17 protein-coding genes are annotated in these 19,724 nt (G+C 73.8%); 9 read left to right on the top strand and 8 right to left on the bottom strand.

Annotated elements, in window-relative coordinates:
- The 4 genes from KSNIM_RS18310 to KSNIM_RS18325 all read left to right on the top strand — a co-directional run.
- Positions 1-603, top strand: a 603-nt coding sequence (locus tag KSNIM_RS18310) for a FixH family protein (RefSeq protein WP_263104281.1), incomplete at its 5' end; no start/stop codon positions are given.
- Positions 604-751: 148 nt separating this feature from the next.
- Complete coding sequence (pheA, locus tag KSNIM_RS18315; protein ID WP_263104282.1) at positions 752-1,687, top strand: prephenate dehydratase; 936 nt, start codon at positions 752-754, stop codon at positions 1,685-1,687.
- 682 nt (positions 1,688-2,369) lie between these two features.
- Complete coding sequence (serS, locus tag KSNIM_RS18320) at positions 2,370-3,647, top strand: serine--tRNA ligase (RefSeq protein WP_263104283.1); 1,278 nt, start codon at positions 2,370-2,372, stop codon at positions 3,645-3,647.
- Positions 3,644-4,468, top strand: a complete 825-nt coding sequence (locus KSNIM_RS18325; RefSeq protein WP_263104284.1) for an HAD family hydrolase — start codon at positions 3,644-3,646, stop codon at positions 4,466-4,468. Before serS ends, KSNIM_RS18325 begins: the two co-directional genes overlap by 4 nt.
- Positions 4,469-4,571: 103 nt before the next feature.
- On the opposite strand, the gene KSNIM_RS18330 is transcribed toward KSNIM_RS18325, so the two are convergent.
- Positions 4,572-6,332 carry an LCP family protein gene (locus tag KSNIM_RS18330; protein WP_263104285.1) on the bottom strand — a complete coding sequence of 587 codons (1,761 nt, stop codon included), beginning with the start codon at positions 6,330-6,332 and terminating at the stop codon, positions 4,572-4,574.
- Between the two features lie 270 nt (positions 6,333-6,602).
- On the opposite strand from KSNIM_RS18330, the gene KSNIM_RS18335 reads away from it, so the two are divergent.
- Both KSNIM_RS18335 and KSNIM_RS18340 read left to right on the top strand, forming a co-directional pair.
- The gene (locus KSNIM_RS18335) at positions 6,603-7,334 is read left to right on the top strand and encodes a FadR/GntR family transcriptional regulator (RefSeq protein WP_263104286.1); all 732 of its coding nucleotides are present in this window, start codon (positions 6,603-6,605) and stop codon (positions 7,332-7,334) included.
- A gap of 71 nt (positions 7,335-7,405) precedes the next feature.
- Positions 7,406-8,653, top strand: a complete 1,248-nt coding sequence (locus KSNIM_RS18340; protein ID WP_263104287.1) for a CynX/NimT family MFS transporter — start codon at positions 7,406-7,408, stop codon at positions 8,651-8,653.
- A 28-nt stretch (positions 8,654-8,681) separates the two neighbouring features.
- Here the strand turns inward: KSNIM_RS18340 and KSNIM_RS18345 are convergent, their stop codons facing one another.
- The 6 genes from KSNIM_RS18345 to KSNIM_RS18370 form a co-directional block, all read right to left on the bottom strand.
- Entirely contained in the window at positions 8,682-9,398 is a 717-nt protein-coding gene (locus KSNIM_RS18345; RefSeq protein WP_263104288.1) for an ABC transporter permease, read from the bottom strand.
- A gap of 90 nt (positions 9,399-9,488) precedes the next feature.
- On the bottom strand, positions 9,489-10,406 hold the full coding sequence (locus KSNIM_RS18350; RefSeq protein ID WP_263104289.1) for an ABC transporter ATP-binding protein: 918 nt from the start codon (positions 10,404-10,406) through the stop codon (positions 9,489-9,491).
- A 9-nt stretch (positions 10,407-10,415) separates the two neighbouring features.
- Complete coding sequence (locus KSNIM_RS18355; protein WP_263104291.1) at positions 10,416-11,324, bottom strand: ABC transporter permease; 909 nt, start codon at positions 11,322-11,324, stop codon at positions 10,416-10,418.
- Positions 11,308-12,282 (bottom strand): ABC transporter ATP-binding protein, encoded by a 975-nt coding sequence (locus tag KSNIM_RS18360; protein ID WP_263104292.1) that lies wholly within the window; start codon positions 12,280-12,282, stop codon positions 11,308-11,310. Before KSNIM_RS18360 ends, KSNIM_RS18355 begins: the two co-directional genes overlap by 17 nt.
- 93 nt (positions 12,283-12,375) lie before the next feature.
- Positions 12,376-12,753, bottom strand: a complete 378-nt coding sequence (locus KSNIM_RS18365) for a hypothetical protein (protein ID WP_263104293.1) — start codon at positions 12,751-12,753, stop codon at positions 12,376-12,378.
- A 657-nt stretch (positions 12,754-13,410) separates the two neighbouring features.
- Positions 13,411-14,652 carry a hypothetical protein gene (locus tag KSNIM_RS18370; protein WP_263104294.1) on the bottom strand — a complete coding sequence of 414 codons (1,242 nt, stop codon included), beginning with the start codon at positions 14,650-14,652 and terminating at the stop codon, positions 13,411-13,413.
- 266 nt (positions 14,653-14,918) lie between these two features.
- Here KSNIM_RS18370 and KSNIM_RS18375 point away from each other — a divergent pair, with 266 nt between their 5' ends.
- A complete protein-coding gene (locus KSNIM_RS18375) occupies positions 14,919-16,595 on the top strand; it encodes a M48 family metallopeptidase (RefSeq protein WP_263104295.1) in 1,677 nt (558 codons plus the stop codon).
- A 40-nt stretch (positions 16,596-16,635) separates the two neighbouring features.
- The gene (locus KSNIM_RS18380; RefSeq protein ID WP_263104296.1) at positions 16,636-17,751 is read left to right on the top strand and encodes a hypothetical protein; all 1,116 of its coding nucleotides are present in this window, start codon (positions 16,636-16,638) and stop codon (positions 17,749-17,751) included.
- A gap of 90 nt (positions 17,752-17,841) precedes the next feature.
- On the opposite strand, the gene KSNIM_RS18385 is transcribed toward KSNIM_RS18380, so the two are convergent.
- Entirely contained in the window at positions 17,842-18,732 is an 891-nt protein-coding gene (locus KSNIM_RS18385; protein ID WP_411543737.1) for an LLM class flavin-dependent oxidoreductase, read from the bottom strand.
- A 109-nt stretch (positions 18,733-18,841) separates the two neighbouring features.
- Here KSNIM_RS18385 and KSNIM_RS18390 point away from each other — a divergent pair, with 109 nt between their 5' ends.
- Positions 18,842-19,597 (top strand): hypothetical protein, encoded by a 756-nt coding sequence (locus tag KSNIM_RS18390; protein WP_263104297.1) that lies wholly within the window; start codon positions 18,842-18,844, stop codon positions 19,595-19,597.
- The last annotated feature ends 127 nt before the right edge of the window (positions 19,598-19,724 follow it).

Consider the following 19,724-nt stretch of genomic DNA (forward strand, 5'->3'; position numbering starts at 1 on the left):
GGGAAGGGCGACGACCGGGCGCGCCGCGCCCAACTGGCCCGCCAGCAGGCGGCCCGCGACCTGGCCGCCGAGCGGGACACCCGGGACGGCGGGCCGGCCCGGGCCGGGCTGCGGCGGACGGTGCTGCTGGAGTCGGTGGTCGCGGTCGCCGTGCTGGTGGTGACCACCATGCTGACCAACTCGCCGCCCGGCCGGGTCGCCCGGGCGGTCGCCGCGACCTCGCAGTCGCCCGCGTCCGGTGCGAGCGCGGTGCCGGGCCGGACGGTGGAGCTGAAGCTGCCGTACGACACCGGCGGCAGCACCCCGAACGCCAAGGGCACCGCCACGGTGACGGTCGGTCCGGTCGCGACCGGCCCGAACGAGGTCACGCTGAAGCTGGACGACAAGTCCGGCAAGCCGGTCCAGGTGCCGGAGGTACAGCTCGCCTTCACCCTGCCGGACCGCGACCTCGGCCCGCTGCCGGTCACGCTGGCTGCGCAGGGCACCGGGCGCTGGTCGGGCACCGCCCAGCTGCCGCTCGCCGGGAACTGGGTGGTGTCGGTGACCGTCCGCTCCTCGGACATCGACCAGAGCACGGCCACCGAGCAGCTGAAGGTCGGCTGACCCGGACCGTCCCCGGCCGGCCGTGCCCCTCGCGCGGCCGGCCGGGGACGGGCGACCACTGGGCGGAACGGTGTCCGGACGGGCGCCGGGAGTGACTATGGTGGCAGGCCGAGTCCTGCTCAGCACCACCCTTGCGTACGGAGGCGGCATGTCGGCGACCCGCTACACCTATCTCGGGCCGGAAGGCACCTTCACCGAGGCCGCCCTGCGCACGCTGCCGGAGGCGGCGACCCGCGAGCTGGTGCCGCTCGCCTCCGTGCCGGCCGCGCTGGACGCCGTCCGGGCGGGCGAGGCCGCCGGGGCGTTCGTGCCGGTGGAGAACTCGGTCGAGGGCGCCGTGACGGCGACCAGCGACGAGCTGGCCTCCGGTGCGCCGCTGATGATCTACCGCGAGGTGCTGCTCCCGATCACCTTCGCGCTGCTGGTGCGCCCGGGCATCTCGCTGGCCGACATCAAGACGGTCACCAGCCACCCGGTGGCCCAGCCGCAGGTGCGGCGCTGGCTGGCGGCGAACCTCCCCGACGCCCAGTGGGAGGCCGCCGCGTCCAATGCGGACGGCGCCCGGCTCGTCCAGGAGGGCCGGTTCGACGGTGCCTTCGCGGGCGAGTTCGCGGCCGCGCTGTACGGGCTGGAGCCGCTGGTCAGGGACATCCACGACGCGGCCAACGCGACCACCCGCTTCCTGCTGGTGGGCCGGCCGGGGCGGGTCTCCTCGCCGACCGGGCTGGACAAGACCTCGATGGTGGTCTGGCTGCCGGACGACCACCCGGGTGCGCTGCTGGAGCTGCTGCAGGAGTTCGCGGTGCGCGGCATCAACCTGATGCGCATCGAGTCCCGGCCCACCGGCGAGGGCATGGGCAACTACTGCTTCCTGATCGACTGCGAGGGGCACCTGAGCGAGCGGCGGGTCTCCGAGGCGCTGATGGGCCTCAAGCGGATCTGCCCGCAGGTGCGGTTCCTCGGCTCGTACCCGCGGGCGGACAGGGGCAGCCAGCGGGCGGTGCGGCCGGGCACCTCCGACGCGGACTTCTCGGCGGCGGCCGACTGGCTGTCGCGCTGCCTGGACGGCCGCGGGGAGATCTGACCGGTTCGGTCACGGTGCGGGGACGGCCGCCGGGCGGCCGTTCATCCACAGGCGGGGCGCTTCGTCCACAGGGGTGCACAGGCTTCGGGTTATCCACAGGCTGCGGGTCGAGTCGACAAACCGGTATAGCCATTGCTGGAACTGGTCAGATCATCACACTTGGCTGCAGAGGCGACTCATCGGACCAGAGTCACCCTTCTGCCGGCAAATCACCCGTCCGAGCGAGCGAAATCCCTCACCCGAGAAGGCCCATCGAGGTTTGAAACCTCAATTCCGCCGCGAATCGCGCCGCACGCCTTGGCTTTCGGTTCGTCCACAGGGGCGGAGCGGTGCCTGTGGACAAAGGCCGCCCGCAGCGGTTTCCCACAGGAGTTATCCACAGGATCGCGGAAGTTATCCCCAGGGCGTCCGGGGCTCTCCACGGCCCCGGGCGCGCCCCCGGACCGCGCACCGCCGAACAGGCCCGCAGAATCCCGGACAGGAAAGGACAAAGCGGCTGGAGTTACCGGTCGGTTCCGAAAACAGTGAATCACGGACGCCGGCCGCGGCCTTCTCCGGGCACGACACCCGGCGCGTCGGGCGCGCGTCCGGTGCGGGGCCGGCGCGCGTCCGGTGCGGGCCGGCGCGAAACCCCGGGGAAACCGGTTCCGGTCCGGGGCCCGCCCACCGGTAGGCTTGGCCCGTGATTGACCTTCGCCTGCTCCGTGAGGACCCCGACCGAGTGCGCGCCTCGCAGCGCGTCCGTGGTGAGGACGTCGACATCGTCGACGCCCTCCTCTCCGCCGACGAACGGCGCCGGTCCTCGGGCAGTCGCTTCGACGAGCTCCGCAACGAGCAGAAGTCGCTCGGCAAGCTCGTCCCCAAGGCCCAGGGCGAGGAGAAGGTCGCGCTGCTCCAGCGCACCAAGGACCTCGCCGCCGCGGTGAAGGCCGCCGACGCCGAGCAGAACGAGGCCAAGGAGGAGGCGGACCGCCTGCTCCGCTCGCTGGCGAACCTCATCGACCCGGCCGCCCCGGTCGGCGGCGAGGAGGACTTCGTCACGCTGGAGGAGATCGGCACCCCGCGCGACTTCGCCGCCGAGGGCTTCGAGCCCCGCGACCACGTCGAGCTCGGCCAGATCCTGGGCGCGATCGACACCGAGCGCGGCGCCAAGGTCGCCGGCGCCCGCTCGTACTACCTGACCGGCGTCGGTGCGCTGCTGGAGCTCGCCCTGGTCAACATGGCGATGGCACAGGCCACCGCGGCCGGCTTCACCGCCATGATCACCCCGGCCCTGGTCCGCCCGGCGGCCATGGACGGCACCGGCTTCCTCGGCCAGGCCGCCGAGAACGTGTACTACCTCCCCGAGGAGGAGCGCTACCTGGTCGGCACCAGCGAGGTCCCGCTCGCCGCCTACCACATGGACGAGATCCTCGACGCGGGCCAGCTGCCGCTGCGCTACGCGGGCTTCTCGTCCTGCTTCCGCCGTGAGGCCGGCACCTACGGCAAGGACACCCGCGGCATCATCCGCGTCCACCAGTTCGAGAAGGTGGAGATGTTCGTCTTCACCTCGCCGGAGGAGGCCGAGGCCGAGCACCGCCGCCTGCTCCAGTGGGAGAAGGACTTCCTCAACGCGCTGGAGCTGCCCTACCGGGTGATCGACGTCGCCTCCGGCGACCTCGGCTCCTCCGCCGCGCGCAAGTTCGACATCGAGGCGTGGATCCCGACCCAGGGCAAGTACCGCGAGGTCACCTCGACCTCCAACACGACCGAGTACCAGTCGCGCCGGCTCTCCATCCGGATGCGCGAGGAGGGCAAGGTCCGCCCGCTGGCCACGCTGAACGGCACCCTGGTCGCCGTCCCGCGCACCATCGTGGCGATCCTGGAGAACCACCAGCAGGCCGACGGCTCGGTGGTCGTCCCCGAGGCGCTGCGGCCCTTCCTCGGCGGCCGCTCGGTGATCGAGCCCGTCGCCAAGTGAGCACCGCCCCCGGTGGCGGCCTGCCGTACCGGCTGGTCGCCACCGACCTCGACGGAACCCTGCTCACCTCCGCCGAGAAGGTGAGCGCGCGGACGCTGGACGCCCTCGCGGGCGCGGTCGACGCCGGGGCCCGGCACATCATCGTGACCGGCCGTTCGGCGGCCTGGGCACGCCCGGTCTTCGACGGGATCGGCTACACCGGCATAGCGGTCTGCGGCCAGGGCGCCCAGGTGTACGACGCCGGGGCGCACCGGCTGCTCACCTCGCTCACCCTGGACCGGCAGGTGGCCGCCCGGGCGCTCGCCGCGATCGAGGAGCTGACCGGCCCGCTGGCGGTGGCCGCCAACCAGGACGGCCTGGACGGCCAGGTGCTGGCCGGCCCGGGCTTCCGGCTGCGGATCGGCACCGAGCTGCCGGTGGCGGACGCCGCCCGCGGCGACCTGCTCACGGAGCCGGTGGCCAAGCTGTACATCCAGCACCCGGAGCTCTCCGACGACGCCCTCGCGGCGGCCGCGGTGCAGGCGGCCGGTGGGCTGGTGGGCGTGGTGATGGCCGGTCCGGGCGTGGTCGAGCTGCTGCCGCCGGGGCTGTCCAAGGCGACCGGGCTCGCGGTGGCCGCGATGCGGCTCGGGGTGAAGCGCACCGAGACCATCGCCTTCGGTGACATGCCGAACGACATCCCGATGTTCGCCTGGGCCTCGTACGGGGTGGCGATGGCGGGTGCGCACGAGGAGCTGCGCGCGGTGGCCGACGAGGTGACCGCCGGCAACGACGAGGACGGCGTGGCCGTGGTGCTGGAGCGGGTCTTCGACCTGGCCTGAGCCGGCCTTCCTTCGTCGCGCCCCGTCGCGCGCGTCGTGCGCGTCGTGCGCGTCCGGGCGGCGGGGCCCGCCGGGCCGGTGGTGCCGGCCCGGCGCGGCCCGGTCAGCCGTAGCTGACGTTGGAGCAGGGGTCGTCGTCCGCGGAGCGCGCCTCCTTGGCCACGCTGGACGGCAGGGTGCTGGGCACCGCGCTCGCCGCGCCGCCGGATCCGGCTGCGTAGTCCGCACCGAGCACCAGGCTGACGCCGGCCTTGGTGGAGGACTGCAGGGTGGCACCGGGGAAGAGCTTGGCCACCTGCTCGGCCTCGTCCTTCTGGCCGGGGCCGTACTGGACGAGCGTCTTCTCGTGGTTCTGCGCGGTGGCGTTGCCCCGGCCGGCGACGGTGAAGCCGGAGCCGGTGAGGGTGGCGGCCGCCTTGGTGGTGAGCCCGCTGGTCAGGGTGCCGTTGTAGACACCGACCTTGATGCCGGCGCCGTCCACGGTCGCCGGGGTGGGGGTGGGGGCGGGCGCCGCGGAGGCCGAGGCACCGGCGTCGGCACTGGCGTCCTGGCCGTCCAGGGTGCGGTCGGCCTTGAGTGCCTGCCACAGGGTGTCGACGTCGGGGTGGACGAGGTCGATCCGGGCACCGGAGAACTTCCACGGCGTGGTCAGGAACTTGATGTTGTGGAGGTCGATGTCCTTCATCTGCATGGCGAAGGAGATCAGCTTGGCCGGGGAGTTCAGGCCCGGGTCGACGATCATCGACTTGGTGGCGGCGTCGGCGAGCGGCAGCAGGGTGGTCGGGTCCATGCCCTTGGTCTTGACGCTCTTGATCAGCGAGGCCATGAAGGCCTGCTGGCGCTTCATCCGGCCGACGTCGGAGCCGTCGCCGATGCCGTGCCGCAGCCGGACGTAGTCGAGCGCGGCCTTGCCCTCGACCTTCTGCTCGCCCTTGGGGTAGATCTGCTTGCCCTTCTTGCCCAGGTTGGGGTTGAGGTCGCCCTCGTAGATGGCGTTCGGGAGGCAGACGTTGACGCCGCCGACCGCCGAGGTCATCGCGGAGAAGCCCTCGAAGTTCACCACCATGGTGTGGTCGATGCGTATGTTCGTGAGCGCCTCCACCGTGTTCTGGGTGCAGGCCGGGTTGCCCTCCTCGCTGTTGCCGGTCGAGAAGGCGCTGTTGAACATGACGTCGGTCTTCTTCTTCGTCCACGAGCCGTCGGGCAGCTTGCACGGCGGAATGTCGACCAGGGCGTCGCGGGGGAAGGAGACGCCGACGGCGTGCTTGTGGTCGGCGTAGACGTGGAGCAGGATCGTGGTGTCCGAGCGGGCGCCGCCGTCCTCGCCGCCGCCGAGGTCCTTGTTGTCGCCGCTGCGCGAGTCGGAGCCGATCAGCAGGACGTTGATCGGGGTGTGGCCGTTGGCGTCGGGCGTCGCGGCGTCGGGCCGGTTCTTGCTGAGGCCGTCGCCGTCGAACGCCTTGATGTTGCCGCTGAACTTCAGGTAGAGCGCACCGCCCGCGGCGGTGACGAGGCCGAGCGTGGCGACGGCCACCCAGACGACGACCTTCTTGCGGCCCTTCGGTCTCTTGCGGGCCCGGCGGGCATCGGCCCGGCCACCCCCGCCTCCTCCGCCGGAGCCGTCGTCACCGCCGCGGCCGCCCTGCTGGGCGCGGCGGGCTTCGGCGCGGCCACCCTGGCGGGGCACCTGCGGGCGGTCCTGCTCGTCGCTGCGGCGCGGCCGGGGCGCGGCGGGACGGCGCGGGGGTGCGGTGTAAGCGTCGTCGCGGCGCGGGGCGTCGTGGCGGTAGCCGTCCTGGTACGGGGCATCGTCGTGCCACCAGCCGGCGTCGTGGTCCGACGCCCCCGCCCTCTGGCCTGACATTCGTACACCTTCCACCGGCGCAGCCAACACGTGCCGCAGCAACGCACCCTGGTGGAGTACTGCCGCGTGAGCTTCTGCGGAGCATATAAAGGCATCATTGAAGAGTCACGGTCCGGGCCGCCGATTGCACAATCGGACAAGTCCCGTGGCCGACCCTCGAAGGAGATGCGACGAACTCGGGAGTAGCCGATTCTAGGTCGGTTGTCCCTCTAGTCCAGTTGTAGGATGACTGGGCAAGCCGACCTCTGGACTCGCGAAGGGAGCCCCGCCATGCCCGGCCGCACCGACGGACTGCACGCCGCAGGGCGCCGTTCCCTGGTGGACGAGACCATCGAGCAGCTGCGTGAGCAGCTCGGCGCGGGCGTGTGGCAGGTCGGGGATCGCATCCCCACCGAGCACGAGCTGGCCGAGCGGCTGCAGGTCGGGCGGAACACCGTGCGGGAGGCCATCCGGGTGCTGGTGCACGCCGGAATGCTGCTCTCCCGGCAGGGCGAGGGCACCTTCGTCCGCTCCACCACCGACCCGGCCGCGGTGCTGCGCGGCGTGCAGCGATCCGGCGTCCGGGACGTGCTGGAGGTGCGGGCCGCGCTGGAGGCGGAGGCCGCCCGGCTGGCCGCCGTCCGGCACACCGCCGAAGACGTCGCCCGGATGCGCGCGGCGCTCGCCAGGGAGGCCGAGGTGATGGCCGCCCACCCCGAGCGGGCCGGCCGCGAGGCCACGGTCGAGCACGACCTGGAGTTCCACACCGCGGTGGTCGAGGCCGCCCACAACCCGGCACTGGCCGAGCTGTACCGCTACTTCGGCGCCTCGGTGCGCGAGGCGATGCGGACGGCCTTCGGCGACCACGACATGCCCGAGGTCTCGCTGGAGACCCACGAGGCGCTGGTCGACGCGGTGGAGAGCGGCGACCCGGACCGGGCCGAGGCGGCCTGTCGCGCGCTGCTGGCGGGGCCGACGGCCGCCGTCGAGCAGCTGATCGCCGCCATCGCGGCCCGGAAGTGACGACCGGGCCGAGCGCCCGCCCCCGCACTCCCGACCTCTGACGCACCGACTTCGAAAGAGCTCTGCCAACCATGGCGGTCACCCGCGCCCCGCAGCCCGTCGCCACCCAGGTGGTCCGTACCCGCACCGCTCTCGCGCACCCCGCGCTGATGCTCGCCGGCATCCTGCTCGTCGCCCTGAACATGCGGGCCTGCCTGGCAGCGATCTCGCCGATGGTCGGGGAGATCCAGCGCTCGCTGGGCCTCTCCGCCACCGCGAGCGGCCTGATCACCACCGTGCCGGTGCTCTTCCAGGGGGTCGGCGCGCCGCTCACCCCCCGGCTGACCCGGCGCTTCGGCGCCGAGCGCGTCGTCCTCGGCGCAGTGCTGGTGCTGGGCGCCGGAGTGCTGCTGCGGGTGCTGCCCTCGGCGGCCGCGCTGTACGCCGGGTGCGTGGTGATCGGCGTGGCGATCGCCGTGCTGAACGTCTCGATGCCTGCACTGGTGAAGCGGGAGTTCCCGCACCGGGCGGCCGCGATGACCGGCGTCTACTCCACCACCATGCTGGTCGGCGCCACCCTGGCGGCCGGGGTGTCCGTCCCGCTGGAGCAGGCGTTCGGCGGCGGCTGGCGCGCCTCGCTCGGCGCCTGGTCGCTGCTGGCCCTGGTCGCGGCGCTGGCCTGGCTGCCGCAGCTGCTGCAGGCCCGTCGGGCGCAGTCGCCCGCCACGGCTGCTGCCACCGCGCGGACCGCTCCCGCCGCGGCGGGCCGCGGCCCGTGGCGCTCCGCGACGGCCTGGCAGATCAGCGCGTTCATGGGGATCTCGTCGCTGCTGGTCTACAGCCTGGTCGCCTGGATGCCCACCGTGCTGGCCGACCACGGGATGGACCGCGGCGAGGCCGGCCTGGTCTTCGCCTTCTCCAACCTGGTGCAGGTGGCCGGGGCCTTCCTGGTGCCGCTGATCGCCGGCCGGATGACCCGGCAGCGGGCGCTGGCTGCGGCGATGGCCGTCCTCAACGGTGTCGGCATCGCCGTGCTGCTGCTCGCCCCGGTCTCCGGGGCGTGGGCGGCGGCCGCCGTCCTCGGTGTCGCCCAGGGCGGCTCGCTGGGCCTGGCGCTGGCCTTCATCGTGCTGCGCACCGACAGCGCGGCGGGCGCGGCCCGGCTGAGCGGCATGGCCCAGGCGGTCGGCTACCTGGTGGCGGCGGCCGGGCCGGTCGGCGCCGGTGCGCTGCACCAGGCGACCGGGGGGTGGACGGTGCCGCTGGCCCTGCTGCTGGTGCTGGCGGGTGCCGCCGCGGCGGCGGGCTGGGGAGCGGGCCGGGACGTCACCGTGCGGTGAGGCCCCAGGCCCCGTAGCCCGGGTGTTGTCACTCCTCGCCGGCGAGGGTGAGTCCGCCGAGCCGGACCGCGGCCAGCAGGGTGGAGGCCACGGCGACGACGACGAGCAGCGGGACGGCGACGGTGAGTGCCACGTCCGCGGCGATCGAGCCCTGGACGGCGATCGACTTCGCCACCGACAGGCCCCACTGCTGGATGCTCAGCGTCCGGGCACCCGGCACGAAGTTGCCGACCAGGCTCTCCCAGACCAGCGCGTAGCCGAGGCCGGCCACCACCGCGTGCCGGGTGGCGACGCCGAGCAGCAGGAAGAGCGCGCTGTAGGCGGCGCCGGCGACGAGCGTGCCGGCGGCGTAGGCGACGGCCACGCCGTCCCGGGTGCCGCAGAGCAGCAGGCCGGCGATCAGCATGGGCACCGCGGCGAGCAGCCAGGTCGCGGCGATCGCCACGGTGAGCTTGGTGGTGACGATCCAGTGCCGGGGCAGCGGCTTGGCCAGCAGGTAGACGATCGAGCCGTCCTCGATCTCGGTGGCGATCACGCCGGTGCCGACCACCAGCGCCAGGATCGGCAGCAGGGTGCCCATGCCGAGCCGGCCGAGGACGGTGGCGGCGAGGTCCTCCGGGGTGTCGGCGGTCAGCCGGGCGATGACGGCGACGAGCAGCAGCAGGGCGGGGACGACCAGCAGCAGGATGCCGCTGCGGCGCCCCAGCAGGCCGCGCACGGTCAGCCTGGCGACGGTCACGTTCACGGTTCGGCCTTCCTTCGGGCGTGGTTCGGGCGGGGGTTCGGGCGGGTTCCGGGCCGTCCGCGGACGGCCCGGAGACGGTCCGGGGCCGGCTCAGGAGGCGACGAGGTAGGAGAAGACGCTCTCCAGCGACTCGTCGGCCGGGGACACGGTGTACAGCCGGATGCCGGCGTCCTTGGCGACGCGGGGGAGCAGGGTGGTGAAGCCCTGGAAGTCGACCGCCTGGATGCGCAGGGCGCGCTCCTGCCCGTCGAACTCGATGCCGGCCGTGGAGCCGTCCGCGATCAGTGCGGCGGCCAGCCGGCGGTCGTCGCTGGAGCGGACCAGGTAGCGGTGCGGGCGGTTGGTCATCAGCCGCCGGATCCTGCGGAAGTCGCCGGAGGCCGCGTGGCGGCCGGCGACCACGACCTCGATGTGCCGGGCGAGCTGCTCGACCTCCTCCAGAATGTGCGAGGAGAAGAGCACGGTTCGGCCCTCGGCGCCGAAGCGGCGCAGCAGCTCCATCAGCTGGAGGCGCTGGCGCGGGTCCATGCCGTTGAACGGCTCGTCGAGCAGCAGCACGGCGGGGTCGTGGACGAGCGCGGAGGCCATCTTGACCCGCTGCTTCATGCCCTTGGAGTAGGTGCCGGTCTTCCGGTCCTGGGCGTACTCCATCTCGACCAGGCCGAGGGCGCGCCGGGCGGCGGCGGCCGGATCGGCGAGGCCGTGCAGCTCGGCGTTGGCGAGGACGAACTCCCAGCCCGTCAGGTAGTCGTACATCGACTCCCGCTCGGGGACCAGGCCGATCGCCCGGTACACCTCCTGGTTGCGCCAGATCGGGACGCCGTCCAGGGCGACCTCGCCGGCGGACGGCGGCAGGAAGCCGCTCATCATGTGGATGAGGGTGGACTTGCCGGCGCCGTTGGGGCCGAGCAGGCCGGTGACGCCCGGCCCGATCTGCATGGAGACGTCGTTCACGGCGACGACGTTGCCGAACCAGCGGGAGACCCGGTCGATGGTGATGACGGCCATGGCGAGCTCTCAGATCTTCCGGTAGCGGCGGTCGGTGAACCAGTAGCAGGCGGCGGTGAGCAGCAGGATCTCGGCACCGAAGAGCACGGCGGCGCCGGCGCCGGGGGCGTGCACCACGCGCGAGTCGGTGACCAGTCCGAAGACCTGGTTGGTGAAGCCGTTGACGAGCCAGCTCGGCGAGAGCATCGCGGCCCAGTTGGCCTTCTCCGGAACGTCCGCCCACTCGCCGCCGGCCAGCGCGTACACGATCCGGGCGATGACGGCGCTGATCGACATCACGCCCATGATCGACGCGACGCCGAAGCCCCGGCGCGGGGTGCTCGCCGCGATCAGCAGGCCGATCGCGGAGTAGAGCACCGCGTAGAGCAGTGCGGCGGCCAGTCCGTAGAGCAGGTGGACGGTGTGGTGTCCGAAGTCCATGCGGCCGAGCAGCGCACCGATGTACAGCACCAGCAGCGGACCGGCCGTGACGATCAGCATCGCGCTGGTCATCGCCGCGAACTTGGCCCGCACGTAGTCGGCGCGGGTGATCGGGCGGGAGAAGTACAGCGGGACGGTGTGGTGCCGCAGGTCGCGGGAGAGCAGCACCGGCGCCTGGGCGGCGAGGAAGATCCAGGTCAGCACACCGATGCCGTCCAGCAGCTCGGTGTAGTCCAGGACCGGCTTCTCCATCTTCATGAAGATCTGCACGGCGGCCACGACCAGGGCGAAGAGCAGCGGCAGCGCCAGCACCACCATCGGCAGCACCTTGGAGCGGCCGGAGCGGCCGAGGCCGAAGGCGGCGCGCAGGCTCTGCTGGTAGAGCGAGCGGGTGGCGTAGCCGCGGCCGAGCCGGGGGCCCTCGTAACGGCGGTAGCCGATGTTGTGGATCACGCCGCCGTCGGCGGCGGCGGTGCGGGCGTCAGGAGACGGATGCATCGGCGGGACCTCCTGTCCGCTCGGCCCGGTCGGCGGGCTGGGTGAAGATCTCGGCGACCCGGTGGCGGCGCTGCTCCAGGCGGACCAGGCCGAGGCCGAGGTCGGCGACGGTGTCGCGGACGGTGTCGTAGGTGCTGTCGTCCTTGATCTCGACGAGCAGGATGCGGGAGCCGTCCATGGCGACGGAGAGCCCGGCCGCGGCGAGGCGCTCGCGCACGGCGGCGTCCGGGTCGGCGAGGGCGTCCTGCGGGTGGTCGGTGACCTCGACCGCGAGGACCTGGGTCGCCTCGGTGAAGGAGGCGGTGGAGGACGAGCGCAGCAGCCGTCCGCCGTCGATCACCACGAGGTGGTCGCAGGTGCGCTCCAGCTCGCCGAGCAGGTGCGTGGTGACCAGCACCGAGATGCCGAAGTCGGTGTGCACGCGGCGGATCAGGCCGAGCATCTCGTCGCGGCCGACCGGGTCGAGGCCGTTGGTCGGCTCGTCGAGCAGCACCAGCTGCGGGTCGTGGACGAGCGCCTGGGCGAGCTTGACCCGCTGCTTCATGCCCGTCGAGTAGCCGCCCATCGGGCGGTAGCGCTCCTCGTACAGGCCGACGTGGCGCAGGATGTCGGCGGTACGCTCGCGGGCGGCCGCGGCGGGCAGGCCGGCCATCCGGGCCATGTGCACCACGAACTCGGTCGCGGAGACGTCCGGCGGCAGGCAGTCGTGCTCGGGCATGTAGCCGACCCGCTCGCGGATCGCGGCGCCCTCGGTGGCGATGTCGAGGCCGAGCACGCGCCCGGTGCCGGAGGTGGCCGGGGAGAGCCCGAGCAGGATCTTGATCAGGGTGGACTTGCCCGCACCGTTGGCGCCCACCAGGCCGACCACCCCGGGCTGCACCTCTACGGTCAGCTGGTCGAGGGCGGTGACCCGGGGGAACCTCTTGGTGAGGCCGTCCGTTGCGATGACTGTGGACACGCCCCTCAACGTAGTGGTGCGGCGCCCCCACGGGAATGAGCTGGGATGACGAGCCCGGCGTGATGCTCCGGTATGACGGGGCGGCGGCGTCCCCTAGGGGTCGCCGCCGCCCCGTGACCTGCACCGGGCGGTTCGTCGGCGCAGGACCGGCCCGGGGTCAGCGCAGCATCTGCGACTCAGCCCGTCGGCGAACTCCTCCGCCGTCTGGCGACTCTTGAAGCGCAGCGGCCGGACGTACACCTCCTGGGTGCCGTCGGCGGTGCGGTAGCGGCGCTCGGCGGCGTCGTCCTTGTAGCCGTACGAGCGGAGGATCGCCGGCATCTCGGAGGCGTGGCCGAACTGCTCGGCGACGTCGTCGGTGCTCAGCGCGGTGCCGTTCGAGGGTCCGCAGGACTCGGCGCCGGCCGGCATCGGCAGCAGGAAGGAGCGGATGTCGCCGCCGTGCGTGGAGCCGTCGACGGTGCCGTGCACGGTGCTCGCCGGGGAGGGTGTCGGCGGGAGCGTCGGCGAGGGCGCGGGGGCCGCCGGGGACGGTGCCGCGGACGGCGTGGCGGACGCCGGGGCACAGGTGCGGCGGACGGCGTGGCGGACGCCGGGGCACAGGTGCGGCGGACGGCGCCGCGACGGCCCGCGACGGGCTGTCGGGCCGTCCGAACGGCCACGGCGGCGGTGGCACTGGCCGCCGTCACGGCGAGCAGGCCGACCGCGGCCGGCGCCCACCGCACTCCGCGCGGCAGCTGCCGCACCCCGGCGGCCGGGGTGTCGGCTGCCGGGGCGTCAGCACCTGGTGCGGCAAAAGCGGGTGCGGGTGCGGGCGGCACGCCGACCGGCGCTGCCGGAGCTCCGGGCGCGGGTTCGGGCGCGGGTTCGGGCGCGGGCGCGCCTTCGGGCACGGGCGCGTTTTCGGGCGCAGACAGGGAACTCCCCCGGGAGAGGCAGCCGGATTGCCGCGCGCGGGCTCCGGACGGGCACCCCGTTCGCCGCCGTCCGAGCCTCTGACCACGCGTGACACGGAATTGTGGGAGCGGCGAGCCGGCCGACAATGGAGTTCCCGGAGACATTCCGCCGAGGTCCGCCCATGTCCGACACGTCGTGATCGAACCGCAACGAGCGGCAGTTCTGCCGGTGTCAGTCCTCGCCGGATTCCTGCTTCGCCGCCGTCCCCGGTGCGGCGGCCTGCGGCCCGTCCGCCGGGGTCCGATCCACCGGGGCCTGACCCGTCGGGGTCTGATCCGGCGTCGGCTGCGCGGCCGTCTCCTCCGCGGCCGGGGCACCGGCCTGGCCCGGGACGTACGCGGCGGGCCCGCCGGACAGTCCGGCGGCCTCGGCGAGCGTGACGTCCAGACTCTCGCGGCGGATCCGGCGGTCGATGTACAGGAGGCCGTTGGTGAGCGGTGTCAGCGGCACGGTGAGTGCGGTGGCGAGCACGACGCCCGTCACCGTGCAGAAGGCGAAGGTCACCAGCGCGCCCACGCCGGGCGCGGCACTCTGCGCGTACGGGTCGGCCGCCGCCGCGTTCCCCGTCGAGGCGAACAGCACGAACATTCCGACCACCATGCACGGCACCGCGACGATCTGGGCGGCGAACGAGCCGACCAGTCCGACGATGTACGGGATGCCCAGGCTGCGCCACCAGTTGCCCTCGTTCAGCCGCCAGGCGCGGCGGAGCGCGGCAACCGGTCGGGCGTTCTCCAGCACCAGGACCGGCACCTCCAGCACCAGGCGCACCTGCACGTAGACCGCGGCCGCCCAGCCCGGCACGAAGAACAGCACGCCCAGGACGAGTCCCGTCTCGGAGCCGAAGAGCAGCCCGGCCAGCAGCGGCAGCAGGAAGGAGACCACCAGGATCCCGCCGGCGAGCAGGCCGGTGAGCACCTGCGTCGCCACCACGCGCCACAGCATCGGCCGCGCCTCGGCCCAGACGGCCCGGGTGGCGATCCTGCGGCCGATCACCGCGTACCGCAGCACCACCGTGGCGGTCGCCGAGGACACCGCGTAGAGCGCGGTCAGCACCACCATGAGGAGCAGAACGGCGCCGGCGACGGTCACCGTGACGGCGACCGCGTCCGCCGTGGAGGGCAGTTCCTCGTTGCGGACGGCCTGCCACGGCCCGTCCAGCGCGGCGGCGGCGACGACGGCGAACGCGCCGAAGGCCGCCACGGCGCCCAGGGCCGTCCACAGCACCGGCACGAGCAACTGGGCCGGGTAGCGCTGCACGGTCGTGAAGACGCCCGAGATGATCTCGCCGACGCCCAGTGGCCGCAACGGCACCACTCCGGGCTTCGGCGCCTCCACGGCGTACCCCCAGGGCACCCCGCCCGGCCCGCCGGGCCCGTGGTGCGGCCCCCGCCAGTCCCCGCTGCTGCTCATCGTCGGTCCTCTCCCCTCGACCCGCCGCGGCCGCGGCGCGAGACCGAAGCGTAGAAGGCGCCCCCGACGCCCGCCGCCAGGGGGTCGGGGACGAAGCAAGGGGCGCGGAGCCCCCCGCCGGCCACACCGCCCGGCTGTGCTCGGCCGCGTCGGCCCCGGCCGGGGCAGCGCTTTCCAACCGAACGCTCCCTGGATACGATCGCCGCCCGTTGTCACAGTCCGTGTCGGCGGTCCGACCATGTCCTGTCCGGCGAGGAAGCTCCAGCATGCGCACTGCGCCCCGGCCGGCCGACGGTCCTGCGCTCCTGCCGCCCGGCGGCATCGGGTTCCTGGCACGCGGTCTGCTGGCCCTGGCGCTGCTCGCCGGCTTCTACCTGCTGGCCCTCGGTATCGTCGGCGGTCTGCTCGCCGTCGATGTCCTGCTCGCGGTGAACTCGGCGCACCCGTTCGGCCTGGGCGGGCTGAAGGTGTACGCGGTGAGCGCAGTCCTCGCGTACCCGGTACTGCGCACGGTCTTCCTCACGCACCGTCACAAGCCCGCCCCGGAGCCGTTGCCGGGGCTGTCCGTCGGCCCGGCGGAGCAGCCGGTCCTGTGGGAGCGCGTGCGGCAGCTGGCGGATGAGTACGGCACCCGCGCGCCGGACGAGCTGCGGCTCGTCGCCGAGGCCAACGCTCAGGTCTGCGAGGACGTCCGGCTGCTGGGGCTGTTGCCCGGGCGCCGGCGGATGGAGCTCGGGATCCCGCTGCTGATCGGTTTCAACCAGGCGGAACTCGACGCGGTGATCGCCCACGAACTGGGTCACTTCGGCAACAAGGACACCCGGATCGGTGGGCTGACGCATTCGGGCCGGCGAGCGGTCGCGCACACCGTCCACGCCCTGCACGAGCGTGCCGCCCGGAACCGGGCCGCGCATGCCGCCGAGCTCGCGGCGTCGGCGGCGGTACGGCGTGCCAAGGGCAGGCGGACGCGGACACCTCAGGCGTCCGGAGGTGTCGACCAGGTGCTCGCGCGGATCTTCGCGGCGTACGCCGGGCTGTACCTCACCGTCTCGGCCGCGGTGAGCCGCCGGCAGGAGATCGCCGCCGACCTCGCCGCGGTCCGGCTCGTCGGCCGGGACGCGACGGCTTCGGCACTGCGCAGGCTCCCGGTGATCGACACGGCGCTGGAGTACCACCTGCACCGGTACGCGATGGTCGGCTGGGAGGACGGCCTGCTGCCACTGCCCGGGCAGGTCTACGGCGGTCTGGCCCACCTGCTGGCCGAACCGGGCCGCCGGGAGGAGCTGGGCCGGCTGGAGCCGGAGGCGGCCGACGCCGAGCACGACCCGTACGACTCGCACCCGCCGCTCCCGGCCCGGATCGCCGCCGTCGAGTCGCTGCCGCCGGACGGACGGGCTACGACCGGCTCCGGACCTGCCCTGGCCCTGCTGTCCGCTCCGGAGCGGACCGTCGCGGAGGTCGAGGCTGTCACCCTGCCACCGGAGTCCGCCGGAATGACCCGGCTGGACTGGCCCGAGCTGGCCCGGCGGACCGGCCGGGCCCGGCACGCCGCGGGCGTGGACGCCCTGCGGCAGGCCGTCGGCCGGGACCTGCCGGCCGCCGCACTGCTGGCCGAGGTGATGACCGGTCACCTCCGGGAGATCGCCGACCGGTTGCCGAAGAGTCCGCAGGCCCGGGCCGCGACCGGCCGGGCCGCCCGCGAGTTCACCCGGCCGGTGCTTCGGAGCGCACTGTCCGACCTGGTCCTGATCGTGCTGGCCGACGCCGGGACGGCCGACTGGGACGTCTCGTGGGCGGAGCCGGTGCGGCTGCGCCTGCCCGATGCCGTGGCCCGGGGGCTGCCGGCCGCGCTCGACGCCGCGGTCGCGGACGTCCCGGACCGGCAGCCACTGCGCACCCTGCTGGCGGATGCCGGCCTTCCCCTCCCTCCGGCCCCCTGCTGATCCCCCGCTTCGTCCCCCGTCATGAGAAATCGAGCTCACCATGGACGTACTCACCGCCCTCGGCGGCGGCACCGGCGTGATGGTCGTCGCCGCCGTGTCCGCCTACCGCAAGTCCCGCCGGGCCCAGCGGGTCGCTGCGGCCGCGCCCGCCCCGGCCGGTGGCGGACGGGCGATCGACCCCACCGCCTACGGGATGGCTCCCGGGGACCGGATCGACACCACCAAGGCCTCCTCGGACCCCGAGGGCGAGGCCGCGCGGGCGGCTGCGCTGGCGGGCGACTGGCGGACGCCCGCCGCCTACCTCGAAGCGGCCGGCTCCGACTGGGACCTGCGGTGGCGCCGGCTCGGCTACCTCGCCGAGGCGGCGGCCGAGGACGACGCGTTCGTCAAGGCGTGGCAGGCCGCTCGTCCGGACGACCCGAGCGCCGCCCTGGTGCACGCGGACGGCATGGTCATGCTGGCCGGGAAGCTGCGTGGCGCGCTGGGCGCCCAGCACACCACGCACGAGCAGTTCGACGCCTTCCACCGGGTGCTCGCCGACTCGGAGGCCGCCTGTCTCCGGGCCGCCGAGCTCGCCCCGGAGGATCCGAGCCCGTACATCGCCCGGATCACGATCGCGAGGGGTCTGGGCTGGTCGCACGAGCGGTTCCGGACCCTGTGGGCCGAGGTCGTGTCCCGGGCGCCGCACCACTTCGGCGCGCACCGGGCCGCGCTGCAGTACTGCTGCGCGAAGTGGCAGGGCTCCCACGAGCTGATGCACGAGTTCGCCCGGCAGGCAGCCGCGTCGGCGCCGCCCGGCGACCTGCTGGCAGCGCTGCCGCTGTTCGCCGTCTTCGAGCAGGAGTACCGGGACGGGAACGAGGACATCTACCGGCTGCCTGCCACCGCGGCCGCGGTGGATGCGGCGTGGCGCGTGGTGGCTGCGGCGCCTGCCGGACACCACCGGCTGCCGGAGGTCCGGCACATCCTGGCGAACGCCCTGGAGTGCAGCGGCCGGTACGCCGAGGCCGTGGAGCAGTTCCAGTTGATCGGCCCGTTCTGCGGGGCGGTCCCGTGGACCTACTACGGCAGCCCGCTCAAGGCGTTCGGCGGGTCCCGCGCCACTGCCGTGGCGGGCTGGGAGGACGCCGGGCGGCCTGCGGTGCCGCAGGTCTGAGACGGGTGGCGACGGGCGCCGCCGGCCGCTCCACGCGGACCGGCGGCGCGGACCGCGGGGAGCGCCCCGGCCCCGTCGGCGGCCGGTTCCTCACCGGTCCAGCTGGGCGAGGCCCTCGGTGGCGATCTCCTCGAAGACGGCGAGGTCGTTCTCGAAGATCGAGTCCGGCACCGGCCAGTGGACCACCAGCTCCGTGATTCCCAGCTCCCGGTACGTGCCGGCCCAGTCGACGAAGGCGTCCACCGACTGCAGCGGCTTCTCCGCGGTCGAGCCCTGCAGCAGCACCTTCTCCAGCTCGCCCACGTCCCGGCCCGTCGTCGCGCAGGCCGCGGTCAGCTTCTCGATCTGCCGCGCGATCACCGCGGGAGCCTGCTCGACCGGCACCTCCGCCGGGCCCTTCGGGTCGCCGTAGGTCACCCAGCCCTGCCCGTACTCCGCCGCCAGCCGCAGCCCGCGCGGCCCGGTCGCCGCCACGTAGAACGGCAGCCGCGGTGTCTGGACGCAGCCCGGGATGTTCCGCGCCTCGATCGCCGAGTAGTAGGTGCCCTCGCTCGTCGTGGCATCGTTGCGGAGCAGGCCGTCCAGCAGCGGCAGGAACTCGCCGAAGCGGTCCGCCCGTTCCTTCGGCGACCACGCCTCCTGCCCCATCGCCGTGGCGTCGAAGCCCGTCCCGCCGGCCCCGATCCCCAGCGTCACCCTCCCGCCGGACACGTCGTCCAGCGTGATCAGCTCCTTCGCCAGGGTCACCGGGTGGCGGAAGTTCGGCGACGTCACGAGCGTCCCCAGCCGGAGCCGCTCGGTGGCCGTCGCCGCCGCGGTCAGCGTCGGGACGGAACCGAACCACGGTTCCTCGCGGAAGGTCCGCCACGACAGGTGGTCGTACGTGTAGGCGGCGTGGAAGCCGAGTTCTTCGGCCCGTCGCCAGATCTTCTGTCCCTCGGCCCACCGGTGGACGGGGAGGATCACCGTGCTCAGTCGCATGCCGTCGACCCTAGTCGGACCGCGCCCCGAGCAGCGGCTTCCCGCCGCCCCGCGACGATCGCGAACCGTGACCCTCCGGTGCGATCTGATGATGATTTAGTTGTTCTCCGTGACACATCCATTCATACGAAAGACCACCGCTGTCTGCGGCCTCGCCTCCGTCCTCCTGCTCTCCGCGTGTGCCGGGTCCGGTTCGGGCGGCGCCACCGCGCCCTCGTCCGCGGCCGCCGCGCCGTCCGCCACGGGGGCGGCCGGCTCGAGTGCGCCCGCGGTGCGGGAGGCGCCCGACGCGCCCGCGCTCGCCGCCTCGGTGGCGTTGAAGCCGCAGGAGTGGGCGGCCGGGTTCGTTCCCGGCGAGCCGTACGAGGTGGCCGCCCTGGCCGAGCGGATGGTCGACACCTCCTGCGAGTACGTGCCGAGCTCCGAGGGCACCGGCCGGATCGGCACGATGACGCGGGCGGTACGCCGTCCGGCCGCCGGCGCGGCCACCGCGGTGACCGGCCGCTCGTCCGCCGACGTGTACGTACGGGCCGAGGACGCGCACGAGGCGGTCTCCGCCCTGCGGACCGACGCCCGCCGGTGCCAGCAGGTGGTCGACGGGCGGTACGGCCGGAAGTACCGGGCCACCCGCGAGGTCGCACCGCCGCGGACCACCGCCGCCGACGAGGTCTACGCCGAGGAGGGGCAGGCCTCCGCGCTGGACGGCACGGCGGGCGAGTTCCCGTTCGTCCGGGTCGCGGCCCGCAAGGGCGCGACGGTGGTCGGCGTGTTCGTCGAGGTGGAGCAGGCACAGGGCCTGACGGCCGCCCGCGAGCAGTCCCGCACGGTGCTGGCCGCCCTGCTGGCGAAGGTGCCGCCGCAGTAGTCCCCGGCGGCGGGCGGCACGCACCGCCGCGCCGCCGCCGTGCGCGGCCCGATCCCGGTGCCCGGGAGGGTCCGGCGACGCCCCCTCCAGGGACCGCCCCCTCCCGGGGCCGCCGCACGGTACGCGA

Source organism: Kitasatospora sp. DSM 101779 (assembly GCF_025655475.1).
GTDB lineage: Bacteria > Actinomycetota > Actinomycetes > Streptomycetales > Streptomycetaceae > Kitasatospora.